We start from the raw sequence: 16,456 nt of genomic DNA, 5'->3' as shown, positions 1-16,456 counted from the left end.
CCGGCCTCGGCCGCGCACGGCGCCACCGAGGCGCCGGCGGTGACCAACGTTGCCGTCGCCCAGCAGGTCGTCGCCCAGGCCGAGAACAAGGAAGCCGCGCCGTCGGTCGAGCAGCTGATGACCAACGGCATGCCGGCTGACCAGTCGACGTATGAGATGACGCCGGAGCGGATGGCGAATGCGAAGGCGATCATCGAGGCGGGTAAGCAGATGAACCTGCCGCCGCGGGCGTGGGTGATCGCGATCGCGACGTCGCTGCAGGAGTCGAAGCTGGACAACCTGGGTCACCTCGGTGACCGTAACGACCATGACTCGCTGGGGCTGTTCCAGCAGCGTCCGAGTTCGGGTTGGGGTAGCCCGGAGCAGATCACCGACCCGAACTACTCGGCGAAGGCCTTCTACGCGGGTCTGAAGAACGTCGAGGGCTACGAGAAGATGCCGCTGACGGTGGCGGCGCAGACGGTGCAGGTCTCGGCGTTCCCGAACCACTACGCGCAGTGGGAGAAGATGGCCGCTGAGATCGTGCAGGGCACCTACGGTGTCGGCCCGTACGCCGGCCTGGCCGCCCAGCACTGACACCGCTGAACAACAGCACAGACACACGCCACGTGGGCGCCTTCCCGACCGGGAAGGCGCCCACCGGCATATCCAGGGTGTTTGTGGGGCCCGAGTGGGTATGGGCGGGAGGTGGGCGAGCCCGTGCGGCAAGACGATGAGCCACCGGGACCGGTGCTGCCGGCCGGCGCGATCGACGCGACCCTTCCCGGCGACGATCGGGACCGGCCGGTGGACGAGCGTCCGCCGCGGCCGGGGCAGACGCGGGCGGAGATGCGGGCGCCCACACCCGGCGGCGAGCCCGGCGAGACCGGGCGCGGGCAGTCCGGCTGATCAGGCGGGCGTCGGCGCGCGCTGACCCCGCCCGGCCGGACCTCCGCCGTCCGCCCCCGTCGGATCAGACGGTGGGTTCCCGACCGGGCGCCGGTCGCCCTCTCCACGGCGGAACCGTAACGGCCCGGTACGACAGAGCAGGGATCCCGGGGAGGGATCCCTGCTGACAGTCGAGTGGCGGCGTCAGGCCGCGTCGCGTACCCGCTTGCCGATGCTGCGGCCGTGCGTCTCGGCGGTGCCGTGCGCGTCGTTGAGCGACTGCTCCGCGAGGCCGCGCAGCTCCGCCATCGCCGGGTTGACCCCGGCGAGGGTCAGCTCGGCCGCCGTCACGTGCAGGTCGAGGCCGAGCACGTCGCCGAAGATGCGCCGCAGGTACGGCGTCGCGTGGTCCCATCCCTCGCGCGGCGTCCCCGGCCCGTAGCCGCCGCCGCGGGCGAGCACGAGGACGGCGGGACGCCCCGCGAGCGGCTGGTCGCCGCCGGGGCCGAGCCGCGGGTCGGTGAGCAGCAGGTCGATCCACGCCTTGACGTGGTGCGGCACGCCGAAGTTGTAGAGCGGGACAGCGAACAGGTACGCGTCGGCCGCGATCAGTTCGTCGGCAAGCGTGGTCGCGAGCCGGGTCGCCTCCAGCTGCGCGCCGCTGCGCTGTTCCGCGGGGGACATTCCCGCGGAGACCGCGGTCAGCCAGGCGTCCGCGGGCAGCGGCTCGGTGCCGAGGTCGCGCCGGTTGACGGCGCCGCCGGGGTGTTCCGCGTGCCAGGCGGCCTCGACGGTGTCGGCGACCTGCCGGGTCACCGAGCCTTCGCGGCGGATGCTGGCGTCGAGTCGGAAGAGGGACATCACGGCTCCTTGGCTCACGGTTTAGGGGGGTGGGCAGAACGTCTGCCGTACAGAACATATACCCGCTTAACCTTCGGTGATGCGGCCGGTCGCCGTACGATGGCGAGGTGACCAGCGCCTCAGGCCCGACCGCCGACGCGGCGGCGGTCTGCCGCGCGCTCGACACCGACCTCGGGTGGGCACTGGGGGTGGTTTTCCGCTCCTACTGCAAGGCCTTCGCGACGGTGGTCGACGATCTTCCTGGCGGGCATCGCGGCTACCAGGTCCTCGCCGCGGCCGTGGGCGACCTGCCCAACACCCAGTTGGCCCTGGCGCAGCAGCTCGGCGTCGACCGGACCGTGATGACGTACCTCCTCGACGACCTGGAGCGGGCGGAGCTGGTCGCGCGCCGGCCGGATCCGAACGACCGGCGCGCGCGCCGGGTGACGGCGACCGATCGGGGGCGTGCCCTGCTGGCCGAGCTCGACGAGCGGCTGCGGCGGGCGGAGGAGCAGGTGCTGTCCGCGCTCTCGGGCGACGACCGGGCGACCTTCCGGACGCTGCTGCAGCGGGTCGCGACGCGCGCCGAGTCGCTGGAGCCGCGCGCCGGCGCGTACGACGCCCCGGCGCGCTGACCGGAACGGGGAGATTCGCCCGTACCGGTGAACCGGGACTCCGGCGGCGAATAGATCTTGGTCGGTGGCCGCGTACGCCGATGGGGAGGGCACAGCCGGCGTTTCGAAGCGCGCCGGCGTGACCACCCCGGAAGGTGTTTCCCCCATGATCGCTGCCCGCCGTCGGGCCACGCTGCTCGCGATGGTCCCCGCCGTCGTGCTCGCCCTCACGCTGACCAGCGCGCCGGCGAGCGCCGCGGTGACCTCCACCGACACGCTGGAGGTCCAGCTGGCGAAGCTGACCAATGCGACCCGCGCCCAGCACGGTTGCAAGCCGGTTCGGGGCGACGCGCGTCTCCGGAAGGCGGCCCGCGCGCACACCGCCGACATGATCCGCAAGAACTTCTTCAGCCACCGCGGCAGCGACGGTAGTCGCTTCACCACCCGGGCCAAGCGTGCCGGCTACACCCCCGCGCTGAGCGAGAACATCGCGTGGGGCTACCGGAGCGCGAACGAGGTCTTCACGGCCCTGATGAAGAGCCCCGGACACCGCCGCAACATCCTGAACTGCTCGGCGAAGGCGGTCGGTGTCGGCGTCGGCCGCAAGGCCGACGGGACGCTGATGTGGACGCAGGACTTCGGTCGGGTCTGACCGGCGGGTCAGATCAGCGGGAGCTGGACCCGCACCCGCGTGCCCTCGCTCGGCTCCGCCGAGGTGGTGACGACGCCCTGATGGCGCATCGCGATGGCGTGCGCGATCAGCAGCCAGAGCGCCACGCTGCGCCGCCGCGCCTCGGCGTCGAGCGTCGGCAGCGTCGCGGCGAGCAGGTACTCGTCGGTCAGCGGCGTGGCGGCCGGCGCCGATGCGGTGACGGTCCAGCCGTTCTGGTCGACATGGGTGGAGACCGAGACGGAGCCCTGGGTGGCCGCGACGATGCCGGCGACCGCGTACAGCAGTTGCCGTAGCAGCCTCTCGTCGCCGTTGAGCAGCGGACCGGCGCCGGGCGCGATCCGGGCGGGAGCCTGGGGGAGCAGCTCACGGAGCCGCGTGCCGGTGTCCTGCACGAGCCGGGCCAGGTCGACCGGCGTGGGTTCCAGTCGCAGGTCCCCGGACTCGATCCGCGACAGCAGCGTCAGATCGTCGACGAGCAGCAGCATCCGCTGCGAGTTGCGCTGGATCGCGTCGACGGTGGTGGCGAGCTCCTGGTGGCTCGGCAGACCGTCGCCGAGCATCTGGGCCAGGGTCGAGATGGTGGTGAGCGGGGTGCGGAGCTCGTGGGAGGCGGTCGCGATGAACCGTGCCTTCAGCTCCGCCAACCGCTGCCGCTCCCGGTCGACCTCGCGGCGCGCGTGCACGTCGGCGGTCACGTCGCGGAACGTCCACAGCTCACCCGGCGCGGCGCCGTCCAGCGGCACGGTGCGATGGCTGCCGTGCACGACGCGCCCGTCGGGCAGGTGCAGCTCCGTGCTGGCGGCCGGCAGCTCCGGCGTGCCCGCCTCGAACATCTCGGCGAAGGCGGCGTTGGCGAGCAGCGGGTTGCGGTCGGCGTCCTCGACGAGGATGCCGATGTCGAGCGAGTGGATCACGTCGGCCATCGCCGCGGCCGGCACGTCGCCGGCCGCGGTCGCGCCGGCCGGGGTGCCCGTTGTTGCTGGTCGCGGGGATTGAGGGCCGGTGACGGCGTCGGTCGGGCGCGGTGGTGTCGCCTTCGCCGGGGGCACCGCCATTTAGTTCCTCCCGGATCGACACGCACGATCAAATCCCACGCTAAAGTATAGCCCTTGCGGCGAAGCGGGATAGAGCACTCAAACCTCCTATTACGAGTGCCCTGCCCGCTGCCGTGGTAAACGGGGGCACCGGAGGGGGGCGGGCTCGTGAGCCGGCTACTGGTAGTGGAAGACGATCCCGACATCACGCTGGCGCTGAAGTTGCTCTTCACGCGGGCCGGCTACGAGGTCGCGCACGCCGGGAGTGGCCGGACGGGTCTGCGGGAGGCGTACGCCGAACGGCCGGATCTCGTGGTGCTCGACGTCGGGCTGCCCGAGATGGACGGTTGGCAGGTGCTGGAGCGGCTGCGCGACATCAGCGACGTGCCGGTGCTGATGCTGACCGCCCACGGACAGGAGACGGAAAAGGTGCGCGGCCTGCGCGCCGGCGCCGACGACTACCTGACCAAGCCCTTCGCCAACGCGGAACTGCTGGCGCGGGTGGAGGCGCTGCTGCGCCGGTCCAGCAACGCCGCGAGCTGGGCGAGTCAGGTGTACGACGACGGCCTGGTGCACCTGGATCCGGTGCAGCGCCGGGTCTACGTGAGCGGCGAGGAGGTGCGGCTGACGCCTACCGAGTTCCGGCTGCTCAACGTGCTGGTGCGGCACGCCGGCGCGGTGCTGAGCCCCAACCAGCTGCTCAGCCAGGCGTGGGACGACCCGACCGGGATCGGCCAGGAGCGGGTGAAGTTCGCGGTCCTGCGGCTGCGGCGCAAGCTCGGGTGGTCGGACCCGGAGGCGTCGCCGGTGCAGTCCGTGCGGGGCTTCGGTTACCGCTACAGCCGGCCGCCCGCCCCGGACCGTCGCGAGGACGCCGCGGCCGGCTAGCACCGCCCTCGGCGTGGCGTCGATCACCCGGCCGGGTGACACCCGTCCGGGGGATCGCCGGCCGCTGCGAGGCGCCCGGCCGGCTCAGGTCGGGCGCAGAGAGTCACCCGCCCGCTGCGCATGGTGACGCAACCATGCCGCACCCGTCCGGCACTGGCCCGGACGCCCCGCAGGACCCATCGTGGGGGCAGGACCATTCGGTGCCCGCGGGGCCGGCCGCCACGGCCGTTCCGGGCATGGCGGTAGGAGCACGCGTGGGGGTGGAGACCGGCATGGAGCGCGGGAACGGCGGAACCGTCGGCGACACCGCGGGCGTGCCCGGGCCGGCGGAGACGTCGGCCATGGCCGAGCCCATGCCGTGGGAGCGGACGCTCGACCTCATGCCGCCGCTCGACCCGGCCGCCGACGCGCACGTGCACTCCGGATTCGCCGCGGGACACGACAGCATCGACCGGATCGTCACCGCCGCCGGCCTGGCCGGACTCCGCCAGGTGACCTTCGCCGACCAGGTCGACTCCGAGACCCCCTGGCTGGCCGCGTACCGCGAGTCGGTGCTGCGCGCCCAGCGGCGCACCGAGCTGGACCTGCGGATCTCGACCGAGGTCGAGGTGATCCGCGCAGACGGCTGGCTCGGATTCCCGCCGGACCTCGCCGGCCTGGACGCCGTCACCGTCGCCGTCTCGCGACTTCCGCTCGGCGAGCGTTTGGTGGGTGCGGCAGAGGCGCGCAAGATGCTCGCGGCCGGGACGCTGCGGGCCACCGACGCGGTGGAGCTCGTCGTCCACGCCACGATCATGGGCGTGGAGCGGGCCAGCCGGTACGCCCCGACGCAGCTGGCCCGGCCGCTGAGCCTGCTGGCCGAGCTCGGCATCGACGACGGCGACATCGACGAGGCGCTGCTGCGCGAGTGCGTCGAGGGCTGCCGCGTCACGAACACCACCGTCGAGGTCAGCGAGGCGTGGCATCGTCCGTCCGTACGCCTGGCCCAGATGTTCGCCGCCTCGGGCGTCGCGCTCGCGGCCGCGAGTGACGCCCGCTACGCCAACCAGGTCGGCCGCTGGCGCTACGTCCGCCAGCTCGCGCCGCAGCTGCGCCTCGCGTCGCACGCCTGACGGCCGGCCGCGCCTTTCATCGCGGCAACTGCGATCCCGCTTTTCTCAGGTCAGGTGCCGGATGGCCGATGAGGGGGGTGGATGAAAGCAGGGAGGTAGCCGGTGGAAGAGCTGGGGGAGATCGTCCACGAGTTCCTGATGGAGAGCCACGAAAATCTCGATCAACTGGATCGCGATCTGGTGGCGCTCGAGCAGGAGCCCGGATCGCGTGAGCTGATCTCACGCATTTTCCGGACGATCCATACGATCAAGGGAACCAGCGGATTTCTCGCTTTCTCCCGGCTGGAGACGCTGACCCACGCGGGTGAGTCGCTGCTCTCCCGGCTGCGCGACGGTGTGCAGCCGGTGACCCCGGAGACCATCACCACGCTGTTGGCGATGCTCGACGGCGTCCGCGCGCTGCTCGCCACGATCGAGGAGAGCGGCGCCGAGGGCGACATCAACGTCGAGGGCGTCATCGCGAGCGTGCACCGGCAGATGTCGGACGCCACGGGGGAGTCCGACGCCGCCGCGCCGCAGCTCGACGCGCCGACCGCCGTGCCGGCACCGGAGTCGTTCGAGTCCGACGACGCCGAGCCGCGGGTGTCGCTCGACGCCCCGCCGGCCCCGACCCGGGAGCTGCCGGACGACAAGTCGGGTCGACGCCCGCTCGGCGAGATGCTCATCGAGAGCGGCGCGATCTCGCAGTCCGATGTGACCTGGGCGGTGCAGCGCCAGGTGGAGGGCGACGAGCGCAAGCTCGGCACCATCCTGCTCGAGGAAGGCAAGGCCGCGCCCGCGGCCGTGGGCGAGGCGCTGCAGGCGCAGAACAAGCGCAGCGTCGCCGACTCCGCCATCCGGGTCGACGTCGATCTGCTCGACACGCTGATGAACCTGGTCGGCGAGCTCGTCCTCGCCCGTAACCAGCTCGTCCGGGGGGTGGCCGAGACCGCCGACCCGGCGCTGATGCGTACCACGCAGCGGCTCAACCTGATCACGAGCGAGCTGCAAGAGGGCATCATGAAGACCCGGATGCAGCCGATCGAGCACCTCTGGTCGAAGCTGCCGCGCGTCGTCCGCGACCTCGCCAACGCCTGCGGCAAGCAGGTGAAGCTGGTCATGGAGGGCAAGGAGACGGAGCTCGACCGCAGCCTGCTGGAGGCGGTCAAGGACCCGCTGACGCACCTGGTGCGCAACGCGGTCGACCACGGCGTGGAGACCGCCGCGGAGCGGCTGGCGGCCGGCAAGGACCCGGAGGGCACGCTCACGCTGCGCGCGTACCACGAGGGCGGGCACGTCACGGTCGAGGTCGCGGACGACGGCTGCGGCATCAACGTCGACCGGGTGGCGCGCACCGCGGTGGAGCGCGGGCTGCTCCGGCCCGAGCAGCTGACCAACATGGACCCGCGCGAGATCATGATGCTGATCTTCCAGCCGGGCTTCTCCACCGCCGCGAAGGTCACCAACGTCTCCGGGCGCGGCGTCGGGATGGACGTCGTCAAGACCAACATCGAGCGGATCGGCGGCGCCGTGGAGGTCGACTCCACGCCGGGCGCCGGGACCACGCTGCGGCTGACCATCCCGCTCACCCTGGCGATCATCCAGGCGTTGACCGTGGAGTGCGCGGGGGAGCGGTACGTGGTGCCGCAGGTCGCGGTCCACGAGCTCGTCTACATCGATGGACAGACCACCAAGATCGAGTACGCCTCCGGCGCCCCGGTCTACCGGCTGCGCGGCAAGCTTCTGCCGCTGGTCCGCCTCGACCGGGCGCTCGACCTGCCCGTCGGCGGCGACCAGAACGCGTACGTCATCGTGCTGCAGGCCGACGGCCGCCGGTTCGGCATGGTCGTCGACCGCGTCCTCAACACCGAAGAGGTCGTGGTCAAGGCGCTGACCGCGCGGTTCAAGGACATCGGCCTCTACGCGGGGGCGACCATCCTCGGCGACGGCAAGGTCGCGCTGATCCTCGACGTGGCGTCGCTCGCCCGCCGGTCGCACCTGGCCGCGGGCCCGGCCGAACGCCACGCCGCGGCGAGCGCCCTGGAGGCGGCGGCCAAGACCGGCCCCGTGGATCGGCTGCTCATCGCCGGCGTCGGCGATCGGCGCGTGGCCATCCCGCTGGACACGGTGACCCGACTCGAGGAGTTCACCGTCGACCGCATCGAGCGGGCCGGCATGCGCGAGGTCGTGCAGTACCGCGACCAGATCCTGCCGCTGGCTCGGCTCTCGCACCTGCTCGGCGTGATGACCGAGCTGGACGAGGAGCGGATCTCGGTGGTGGTCTACACGGAGCGCGGCCGCAGCGTGGCCCTCGTGGTCGACAAGATCGTCGACATCGTCGAGGACACCGTCACCGCCCGCCGCGAGGTGGACGACGACGGCCTGCTCGGTACCGCGGTCGTCCAGCAGCGCGTCACGGAGCTGCTCGACGTGCGCCGGGCGATCCTCGCCGCCGACCCGAACTTCTACACCGAGCTGCCCGACCCGATGTTGGTGGAGGCCTGATATGGCAAGCCGTCAGTACGCCACGTTCGAGGTGGCCGACCAGCTCTTCGGGGTGGAGGTGGAACTCGTCCAGGAGGTGCTCTCCTTCCACGAGTACACGTCCGTGCCGCTCGCGCCCTCGGCGGTCGGCGGGCTGTTCAACCTCCGCGGTCAGGTCATCGCCGCCGTCGACCTGCGGGTCCAGCTCGGGCTGGACCGGCACGTCCTCGACGGTCCGGTGATGAACGTGATCCTGCGCGGCGACGACGAGCCCGTCAGCCTGCTCGTGGACCGGATCGGCGAGGTGATCGACCTCGACGAGTCGGCCTTCGAGCCGCCGCCGGACACGCTCAGCGGCCCGACCCGCGACCTGGTCGTCGGCACCTTCAAGCTCGACGGCCGGCTGATGCTCGCGCTCGACGTGCGCACCGCGGTCGACACCTACCGCGTCCCGGCCTGATCGGCCGCACGCTCATCGCCGTGCTCGTGCGGGGAACCGCCGACCCGGCCCGCCCGGATCACCAGAACTCTGCGCCGGTGTGCCGCCTCTCGGGGCGGCCCACCGGCGCACGGGTGTCAGCGGAGAGAGGATGTCCGGCATGGACGTGATCCCGTGTACAGCCTCGTCAGCGCGCCGGTTCTAGGGTTCGACCTGACCCGGCTGGGCGGCGGGTCGGCGACGGCCGAGGTGCTGCTGCGCGCGCTGTGCCTGAGCCCGCAGGACCTGCCGATCCTCGCCGGCTACCTGCCGGACGAGGGCGTCCGCGGGCCGTTGTGGGTCGCGGTCGAGCAGGCGGCGCTGCGGATGCCGACGCTGCGCGGGGTGGCCGACGCCGCGGACCCGCAGCGGTCGCTCTCGCTGGTCGAACGCGCCCCCATCGGATCCCTGGACGCGTTGCTGCGTTGCGTGCGCTACGACGTGATGTCCTGGACCTGGAGCGGGCAGGGACGCGCCGCGCGGCAGGACCCGGTGGCCGAGCGCGCGACCGCGCTGCTCTGCGACGCGACCGTCGCCAGCTACCTGCGCGACGTGCTCGCCGACACCACCCGGCGGGGGCTGGCCGCCGGCTGGGTCGCGGCGATGCGCAAGCTGCCGGCCGGGCGTCCCGTCGACCTCGGACCGCACCATTACGCGATCTCCCGGCTCCTCGACCGGCTCCGCACGCTGCGCGAGTCCGAGGCGCGCCGGCTGGTGCGCGTCGCCCACGAGGCCCGGGAACAGCGCACCGGGTGGGCGACCGCCGTGCACTCCGCGTCCTGGGGCGCGTACCTCTCCGACCGGGTCCGCACGGCGGCCGCCGCGCAGCTGTTGCTGGTGCAGGCGATGGACACCTCCGCGGTGCCGTTGGCCGACCGGGCGGGCGGGGTGTGGAACCTGCTCAGCGGCGCGGTGCAGGCGCTGGTCGTCCGGGATCTGTTGGACGAGGCGACCGCGCACCGGCTCCTCGCGCCGGTGATCGGGGCGCTCGGGCCCGCGTGGCTCAGCTGACGCCACCGCACCGCGAAACCCGACCCGACCGGTTTGTCCGCACTTCTCAGGTCCGCTCCCATCCGGGCGATAGGGAGTGCGCGACGCCGGCGGCGTCGGGTCCCCGGTTCAGGAAGGCGACGGAAGTGATCTCAGTTCTGGTGGTAGACGACTCCGTCGTCGTCCGTCGCCTGATCGTCGACGCCCTCTCCGGACTACCCGACATCCGGGTCGTCGGAACGGCGGCCAACGGCCGGATCGCGCTGGCCAAGGTCGACCAGCTCACCCCGGACGTGGTGACGATGGACATCGAGATGCCGGACATGGACGGCATCACCGCGGTACGGGCGCTGCGCAAGGTCCACCGCACGTTACCGGTCATCATGTTCAGCACGCTCAGCTCCGCCGGCGCCGCCGCCACCCTGGACGCGCTGGCCGCCGGAGCCACCGACTACGTGACGAAGCCGGCCAACGTCGGCAGCGTCGCGGCCTCGATCCAGGCGGTCCGCGAGCAGCTGGTGCCGAGGATGCGCGCGCTCACCGGCCACGGTCGCACGGCCCCGCCGTCGCGTACCCGACCGGCCGCCGCGCCGCCGCCCACCCGCCCGGCCCCCCACGCCGCGTCCCGGCCGATCGCCCGCACGGCGCCGCCGCGGACCACCATCGACGTCATCGCGATCGGCGCCTCGACCGGTGGACCCGACGCCCTGGCCCGGGTGATCGGCGCGTTCCCGGCGGACCTGCCCGTGCCCGTGGTGGTCGTGCAGCACATGCCGCCGGTCTTCACCCGGATGTTCGCCGAACGGCTGAACCGGATGGCCGCGGTGCGGGTCGTCGAGGCCGAGGACGACATGCCGGTCACCCCCGGCGTGGTCTACATCGCGCCCGGCGACCGCCACCTGGAGGTGCTGCAGCGCGGGACGGCCCGGCTCACCCGGCTGACCGGCGCCCCGCCGGAGAACTCCTGTCGTCCCGCCGTCGACGTGCTGTTCCGGTCGGTGGACCGGGTCTACGGCGCCTCCGCGCTCGCGGTGGTGCTGACCGGGATGGGCCATGACGGGCGCCGCGGCTGCGAGGTGCTGCACGCCGCCGGCGCAGAAGTGATCGCTCAGGACGAGGCGAGCTCGGTGGTGTGGGGAATGCCCGGCGCCGTCGTGGAGGCCGGCCTCGCGCACACCGTGCTGCCGCTCGCGGAGATCGGCACATACCTCAATACCCGAATGACCGCCGGGCGGCAGGCCCGGCCGAAGGTGGTGACCCGATGACTCTTTCCGCTGCGGATTTCGCATTCGTCTCCGCGCTGGTACGCCGCGAGTCCTCCATTGTCCTGGGCCCGGGTAAGGAGTATCTGGTCGAGGCCAGGCTCATCCCGGTCGCCCGCCAGACCGGCGCGGCGAGCGTCGCCGAGTTCCTCGCCGCGATCCAGCGGCATCCGGATCCGGTGGGGCAGAGCCGGATCGTCGACGCGCTCACCACGAACGAGACCTCGTGGTTCCGTGACCAGGATCCGTTCACCGCGCTGACCACTCAGGTGCTGCCCGAACTGATCGCCAATCGGGCGGCCAACCGGCACATCCGGGTCTGGTCGGCCGCCTGCTCCAGCGGCCAGGAGCCGTACAGCCTGGCCATCGCGCTGCGCGAGACGCTGCCGGCGGGGTGGACGTACGAGATTCTCGGCACGGACATCTCCGGCGAGATGATCGAGCGGGCCGAACGGGGTGAGTTCAGCCAGGTCGAGGTGAACCGCGGCCTGCCGGTACAGAAGTTGGTGCACAACTTCGAACGGGTGGGCGCGCACTGGCGAGTGATGCCGGCGCTGCGTCGCACCGTGACGTTCCAGCGGATGAACCTCACCGCGCCGCTGCCGGCGCTGCCGCCGTTCGACGTGATCTTCCTGCGGAACGTTCTCATCTATTTCGACGTCGAGACGAAGCGGTCCGTGCTGCGCAGCATGGGCCGGCTGCTGCGCCCCGACGGGTGGCTGTTCCTGGGCGCGGCCGAGACCACCATCGGCGTGGATGACAACTACGAGCGGGTCGTGGCCGGACGGACGTCGGCGTACCGACTCAGAGCGGCGGTGCCGGTCGGCACCGCGGGAAAGGGGTGATGTCCGGTGCACGCCATCGTGATCGACGACTCCCGGGCCATGCGGCTGATTCTGCGCCGGATCCTCGGGCAGCTCGGCTTCGACGTGGTCGAGGCCGAGGATGGTCAGGCCGCGCTCAACGTCCTTGAGGGGATGGAGCAGAAGCCGGATCTGGCGCTGGTCGACTGGAACATGCCGAACATGAACGGCCTCGAGTTCGTCACGGCGGCCCGTGACAACCCGCAGCTGCGGGAGATGACCCTGGTCATGGTCACCACGGAGAGCGAGCAGAGCCAGATCGTGCGGGCGCTCGCCGCCGGAGCCCACGAATACGTGATCAAGCCGTTCACGTCGGGCGCCATGGTCGAGAAATTGGCCCTACTGGGCCTCGTACCAAGCGGAGCGAGTCTATGAGCGTGCAGTACGTACCCACCGTCGCGGACCTGAACGAGATCGTCGAGCAGGTCTGGGCGTCCTACCTCGACCCGGAGGGCGTCAACCCGCTGATCCCGGTGGAGAGCGCGGCGGACGCGAGCGACATCCACGCGTCGGTGTCGATCACCGGCTCCTGGCACGGTCACGTCGTGGTCGCGTGCTCCAACGCGGCCGGCAAGCTCGCCGCCGCGGCCTTCCTGGCGATGGAGCCCGAGGAGGTCACCGAGGCCGACCTGATCGACGTGCTGGGCGAGCTGGCGAACATCGTGGGCGGCAACGTCAAGAGCATGCTGCCGGCCGGGTGCTTCGTCTCGCTGCCGCACGTGGTGAGCGCGCCCGCGCAGGCCAACCACTGGCCGGCGGCCGTGCAGGTCTGCGAGCTGGCGGGGCTCTGGTCGGGGGAGTCGATCGCGTTCAGCATGTGGCAGAGCCGTGAGCTGACCGGGGAGGCGGCGGCATGAAGATCCTGATCGCCGACGACAGCCGGGTGATGCGTCAGATCGTCACCCGTACGCTGCGTCAGGCCGGCTTCGACGGGCACGACCTCGTCGAGGCGGCCGATGGCCGGCAGGCGTACGACAAGGCCGTGGAGGAGCAGCCCGACCTGGTCATCTCGGACTGGAACATGCCGGAGATGACCGGGATCGAGGTGCTGCGCGCACTGCGCGGCGGCGGCAATGACGTGAAGTTCGGCTTCGTGACGTCGGAATGCACGCAGGAGATGCAGGACCAGGCCGAGGCGGCGGGCGCGCATTTCTTCATCATCAAACCGTTCACGGCCGAGCGTTTCTCCGAGGTATTCACCCCGCTTATCGGATAAAAAGGACCATGCCCCAAAATCTCCCGCCACTGCTGGCAATTCGGAACATGCTGGAAGACCTTCTCGGCCGAGAGGTGACCGTCGCCGACGCCGTTCCCCTGGTTCGTGAGGATCTCCCCACCACCGTCGTCGCGTTGTACGTCGACAACACGTCGCGGATCTCCGGCGTGCTCGGGCTCGATCTGTCGCTGGCCGCGTACGCCGGCGCCGCGCTCGGGCTGCTGCCGCCGGGCGGCGCGCAGGACTGCATCGAGGACAAGGAGCTGTCCCCGGTGCTGGCGGAGAACGTGACCGAGCTGTGCAACATCCTGACCGGCCTGCTCAACCGGGGGGAGGGAACCCCGCGCTCCAAGCTGCACCAGGTCTTCCTCCCCGGTCAGCCGCTCCCGGCCGACGCGCAGGCCCAGCTGCTCGCGCTCGGGCGCCGGGTCGACCTGCGGGTCGACGTGGCCCGGTACGGCGGGGGACGGTTCTCGCTGTCGCTGGCCAACTGAGCGGCCGTAACAACAACATGGGAAAGGGCGTGACGTGGTCGTACTGTTTCAGCGCCGCTTCGCGCCGGGTGACGACGGGGCGGACCTGACGATCGAGGAACTGGTTCGGGGCCGGATGGTCGCGACCCAGTTCCAACCGGTCGTCCGGCTCGACACCCGCGAGGTGGTCGGCTACGAGGCGTTGGTCCGCGGGCCGGCGGGAACCGCGTTCGAGACGCCCGCCCAGATGTTCGCCGCCGCCGAGGCCGCCGGGCTGACCTGGGAGCTCGACCTGGTCGCCGTGGCCTCCGCCTTCACCGCCGCGGTCGAGGCGGGGCTGCCGCCACAGATGTCGCTGTTCATCAACGTCGACCCCACCACGCTGGGCCGGCCGCTCCCCGATGACCTCGCGCGCGCGCTCGTGGGGGCGCACGGCCGGTTCAAGGTGTTCCTGGAGTTCTCCGAACAGGCGCTGCTGGACGACCCGCACGCGACGGTGGCGAGCATCGACAAGGCGCGCGCCTCGGGGTGGGGAGTGTCGCTGGACCACATCGGCGTGGCGCCCCCCGCCCTGGCGCTGATGCCGTTCGCGCGCCCCGACGTGACCAAGATCGACGTATCGCTGGTGCACCGGGACACGCATCCGCACGCGGCGCAGGTGATGAACGCGGTCACGGCGCACGCCGAGCGGACGAAGGCGTCGATCCTGGCGGTCGGCATCGAGAGCGAGGGGCAGCTGCGCACCGCGCGCAGCCTCGGCGCCGTGCTCGGCCAGGGCTACCTCTTCGGGGCGCCCGGCGCGTTGCCGCCCACCTCGTCGCCGCCGGCGAACCCGCTGCCGTTGATCGAGCCGCTGCCGCCCGCCAAGTTCGCCGAGACCCCGTTCCGGCTGGCGACCGCGGCCGAACCGGCGCTGCCGGCCAGCGAGTCGATGCTGGCGGCGCTCGCCGCGCACCTGGAGCGGCGGGTGGCCGCCGACCCGGACCCGATCATGTTCCTGGCCTGTCTGCCCGGCAACAAGCTGCTCTCCGGGGCGCCGCTGACCGAGCTGGAGTCCGTCACCGCCGGCGCCAGCTACGCGGGCGTGCTGCTGCGCCGACCACCCGGTCAGCGGATCCGTGGCGTCCACCTGGCCGCCATGGAGCGCGACGACCCGCTCCAGGACGAACTCTGCGTCATCCTGATCGGTCCGCACTACGCGGCCCTGCTCGCCGCGCAGGAGCGACTCCCGGGGCGCCCGGCCGGCGGGTACGAGTACCGGCTGCTCTACGACCGGATGACGGTGGCGCGTGCCGCGCGCGTCATCCTGCACCGGATCCGCGCCGCCGGCCACTGAGCCCGCCGACCGGCCGCGGGCCGGCATCGCGGCGGCCACCGCCGGGCGCTGCCCGTGCAACCGATCCGCAACCGTCCGACTCCTGGATCGGGACCATGCCCCGCCGATGGTGTTGCTTGACATCGCCATCTGGGGGGCATTTCACCATGCAGCACATCGCACGACGTCGGCTCGTCGCGCCACTCGTGGCATTTCTCGCGATCGGCGTCGGCGTGGTCGTCGCGCCGCCGGCCGCCGAGGCCGCGGTGACCGGGACCATCAAGGTCAGCGGAACCCTGAACGTGCGCGCCGGCGCCACGACCTCCTCGAAGGCGGTCGGGAAACTGCGCAACGGCGCGCGGATCAGCATCGCCTGCCAGGTCATCGGGCAGTCCGTCAAGGGAAACGTGCGCAGGACGACGGCGTGGAACCGGCTGACCAACGGCCGGTACGTCTCGCACGCGTACGTGGTGTCCGCGGCCGTCCCGCCGTGCCCCGTCGCCGGAACGATCAAGGTGAGCGGCAGCGTGAACGTGCGCGTGAGCTCCACGACGGTTGCGAGGACGGTCGGCGCGCTGGGGAACAAGGCGAAGGTCAGCATCGTGTGCCAGATCCCCGGTCAGTACGTCCGGGGCGACGTCCGGGCCACGGCCGCCTGGGACCGGTTGACCAACGGCCGGTACGTCTCGCACGCGTACGTGCTCTCCGGCGCGATCCCGCGGTGCACCACGCCCGCGCCGAAGGTGACGTCCCCGCCGGTGGCGCCGCCGGCGCCGGCCATGACGAACGCCGAGTTCATCGCCGCCTCGGTCGCGGGGGCGCAGCGGGGCTGGCGTGAGCACCAGGTGCCCGCCTCGGTCACGATCGCGCAGGCCATCCTCGAGTCGGGCTGGGGCCGCAGCAAGCTCTCCGCCAACGACCGCAACTACTTCGGGATCAAGTGCTTCAACAACGATCCCGGCCGGTACGCGATCGGCTGCCGCAGCTACCAGACGCAGGAGTGCGACAAGGCCGGCAAGTGCTTCACCACCTCCGCGACGTTCCGGGTCTACGCGTCGATGGCCGACTCGTACCGCGACCACGGCTACTTCCTCCGGAGCAACAGCCGGTACGCGGCGTCGTTCGCGTACAACCGCAACCCGAACAAGTTCATCGACATGGTGTGGAAGGCCGGGTACGCGACCGATCCGGCGTACTACACGAAGATCACCGGCATCATGAAGACCTACAACCTCTATCAATACGACATCTGGCGCTGAAACCGCGTCGATTTCGGCCGCGCCAATTCCCTCATGCGGGGGCCGGAATCGCCGAACGTGACAGTGAGGCCGGCACGGATATACGGGAGTCGGCGGCGCGATTCGGGGC

The 16,456-nt window shown here is 71.6% G+C and carries 19 protein-coding genes; 17 read left to right on the top strand and 2 right to left on the bottom strand.

Annotation, left to right across the window (positions count from 1 at the left end; genetic code table 11):
- Positions 1–576, top strand: a 576-nt coding sequence (locus BLW47_RS12465) for a hypothetical protein (protein WP_217634830.1), incomplete at its 5' end; no start/stop codon positions are given.
- 123 nt (positions 577–699) lie between these two features.
- Positions 700–888, top strand: a complete 189-nt coding sequence (locus BLW47_RS24685) for a hypothetical protein (RefSeq protein WP_139307260.1) — start codon at positions 700–702, stop codon at positions 886–888.
- Positions 889–1,071: 183 nt separating this feature from the next.
- On the opposite strand, the gene BLW47_RS12460 is transcribed toward BLW47_RS24685, so the two are convergent.
- Positions 1,072–1,728: an FMN-dependent NADH-azoreductase gene (locus BLW47_RS12460; RefSeq protein WP_091555864.1), complete on the bottom strand. Its 657-nt coding sequence runs from the start codon at positions 1,726–1,728 to the stop codon at positions 1,072–1,074.
- 107 nt (positions 1,729–1,835) lie between these two features.
- Here BLW47_RS12460 and BLW47_RS12455 point away from each other — a divergent pair, with 107 nt between their 5' ends.
- Together BLW47_RS12455 and BLW47_RS12450 are read left to right on the top strand one after the other, a co-directional pair.
- Entirely contained in the window at positions 1,836–2,342 is a 507-nt protein-coding gene (locus tag BLW47_RS12455) for a MarR family winged helix-turn-helix transcriptional regulator (protein WP_091555681.1), read from the top strand.
- Between the two features lie 145 nt (positions 2,343–2,487).
- Positions 2,488–2,973, top strand: a complete 486-nt coding sequence (locus tag BLW47_RS12450) for a CAP domain-containing protein (RefSeq protein ID WP_091555679.1) — start codon at positions 2,488–2,490, stop codon at positions 2,971–2,973.
- Positions 2,974–2,981: 8 nt separating this feature from the next.
- On the opposite strand, the gene BLW47_RS12445 is transcribed toward BLW47_RS12450, so the two are convergent.
- A complete protein-coding gene (locus BLW47_RS12445; protein WP_091555677.1) occupies positions 2,982–4,049 on the bottom strand; it encodes a sensor histidine kinase in 1,068 nt (355 codons plus the stop codon).
- Positions 4,050–4,214: 165 nt separating this feature from the next.
- Between BLW47_RS12445 and BLW47_RS12440 the strand changes: the two genes are divergently transcribed.
- The 13 genes from BLW47_RS12440 to gsmA all read left to right on the top strand — a co-directional run bounded on the left by BLW47_RS12440 (position 4,215) and on the right by gsmA (position 16,347).
- Positions 4,215–4,916, top strand: coding sequence for a response regulator transcription factor (locus BLW47_RS12440; RefSeq protein ID WP_245736595.1), 702 nt, complete (start codon positions 4,215–4,217; stop codon positions 4,914–4,916).
- Positions 4,917–5,170: 254 nt separating this feature from the next.
- Positions 5,171–6,028: a hydrolase gene (locus tag BLW47_RS12435; protein ID WP_245736594.1), complete on the top strand. Its 858-nt coding sequence runs from the start codon at positions 5,171–5,173 to the stop codon at positions 6,026–6,028.
- A gap of 102 nt (positions 6,029–6,130) precedes the next feature.
- Positions 6,131–8,512 carry a chemotaxis protein CheW gene (locus BLW47_RS12430; protein ID WP_091555673.1) on the top strand — a complete coding sequence of 794 codons (2,382 nt, stop codon included), beginning with the start codon at positions 6,131–6,133 and terminating at the stop codon, positions 8,510–8,512.
- A gap of 1 nt (position 8,513) precedes the next feature.
- Positions 8,514–8,951, top strand: coding sequence for a chemotaxis protein CheW (locus tag BLW47_RS12425; RefSeq protein WP_091555670.1), 438 nt, complete (start codon positions 8,514–8,516; stop codon positions 8,949–8,951).
- A 153-nt stretch (positions 8,952–9,104) separates the two neighbouring features.
- Entirely contained in the window at positions 9,105–9,980 is an 876-nt protein-coding gene (locus BLW47_RS12420) for a hypothetical protein (protein ID WP_091555668.1), read from the top strand.
- 125 nt (positions 9,981–10,105) lie between these two features.
- A complete protein-coding gene (cheB, locus tag BLW47_RS12415) occupies positions 10,106–11,224 on the top strand; it encodes a chemotaxis-specific protein-glutamate methyltransferase CheB (protein ID WP_091555665.1) in 1,119 nt (372 codons plus the stop codon).
- Positions 11,221–12,066, top strand: a complete 846-nt coding sequence (locus tag BLW47_RS12410) for a CheR family methyltransferase (protein WP_091555663.1) — start codon at positions 11,221–11,223, stop codon at positions 12,064–12,066. Before cheB ends, BLW47_RS12410 begins: the two co-directional genes overlap by 4 nt.
- 6 nt (positions 12,067–12,072) lie before the next feature.
- Complete coding sequence (locus tag BLW47_RS12405) at positions 12,073–12,459, top strand: response regulator (protein WP_091555660.1); 387 nt, start codon at positions 12,073–12,075, stop codon at positions 12,457–12,459.
- Positions 12,456–12,941 carry a chemotaxis protein CheX gene (locus BLW47_RS12400; RefSeq protein ID WP_091555658.1) on the top strand — a complete coding sequence of 162 codons (486 nt, stop codon included), beginning with the start codon at positions 12,456–12,458 and terminating at the stop codon, positions 12,939–12,941. The genes BLW47_RS12405 and BLW47_RS12400 overlap by 4 nt, the downstream gene beginning before the upstream one ends.
- Complete coding sequence (locus BLW47_RS12395; protein WP_091555656.1) at positions 12,938–13,300, top strand: response regulator; 363 nt, start codon at positions 12,938–12,940, stop codon at positions 13,298–13,300. The genes BLW47_RS12400 and BLW47_RS12395 overlap by 4 nt, the downstream gene beginning before the upstream one ends.
- Before the next feature lie 47 nt (positions 13,301–13,347).
- A complete protein-coding gene (locus BLW47_RS12390; RefSeq protein WP_245736593.1) occupies positions 13,348–13,794 on the top strand; it encodes a hypothetical protein in 447 nt (148 codons plus the stop codon).
- Between the two features lie 34 nt (positions 13,795–13,828).
- The gene (locus BLW47_RS12385) at positions 13,829–15,109 is read left to right on the top strand and encodes an EAL domain-containing protein (RefSeq protein ID WP_091555652.1); all 1,281 of its coding nucleotides are present in this window, start codon (positions 13,829–13,831) and stop codon (positions 15,107–15,109) included.
- 146 nt (positions 15,110–15,255) lie between these two features.
- A complete protein-coding gene (gene gsmA / locus BLW47_RS12380; RefSeq protein WP_091555649.1) occupies positions 15,256–16,347 on the top strand; it encodes a sporangiospore maturation cell wall hydrolase GsmA in 1,092 nt (363 codons plus the stop codon).
- The last annotated feature ends 109 nt before the right edge of the window (positions 16,348–16,456 follow it).

It is taken from the genome of Micromonospora pattaloongensis (assembly GCF_900107255.1).
In the GTDB taxonomy this organism is placed as follows: domain Bacteria; phylum Actinomycetota; class Actinomycetes; order Mycobacteriales; family Micromonosporaceae; genus Micromonospora_I; species Micromonospora_I pattaloongensis.
The sequence above is the reverse complement of the archived record's forward strand: the minus strand, read 5'-3'. Positions and strand labels throughout refer to the sequence as shown.

Excerpts from the sequence above, each read along its gene's own strand:
- BLW47_RS12460 (WP_091555864.1), bottom strand. The coding sequence starts at position 1,728 with ATGTCCCTCTTCCGACTCGACGCCAGCATCCGCCGCGAAGGCTCGGTG.
- BLW47_RS12450 (WP_091555679.1), top strand. The coding sequence starts at position 2,488 with ATGATCGCTGCCCGCCGTCGGGCCACGCTGCTCGCGATGGTCCCCGCC.
- BLW47_RS12445 (WP_091555677.1), bottom strand. The coding sequence starts at position 4,049 with ATGGCGGTGCCCCCGGCGAAGGCGACACCACCGCGCCCGACCGACGCC.
- BLW47_RS12425 (WP_091555670.1), top strand. The coding sequence starts at position 8,514 with ATGGCAAGCCGTCAGTACGCCACGTTCGAGGTGGCCGACCAGCTCTTC.
- BLW47_RS12410 (WP_091555663.1), top strand. The coding sequence starts at position 11,221 with ATGACTCTTTCCGCTGCGGATTTCGCATTCGTCTCCGCGCTGGTACGC.
- BLW47_RS12400 (WP_091555658.1), top strand. The coding sequence starts at position 12,456 with ATGAGCGTGCAGTACGTACCCACCGTCGCGGACCTGAACGAGATCGTC.
- BLW47_RS12395 (WP_091555656.1), top strand. The coding sequence starts at position 12,938 with ATGAAGATCCTGATCGCCGACGACAGCCGGGTGATGCGTCAGATCGTC.
- BLW47_RS12390 (WP_245736593.1), top strand. The coding sequence starts at position 13,348 with ATGCTGGAAGACCTTCTCGGCCGAGAGGTGACCGTCGCCGACGCCGTT.
- gsmA (WP_091555649.1), top strand. The coding sequence starts at position 15,256 with ATGCAGCACATCGCACGACGTCGGCTCGTCGCGCCACTCGTGGCATTT.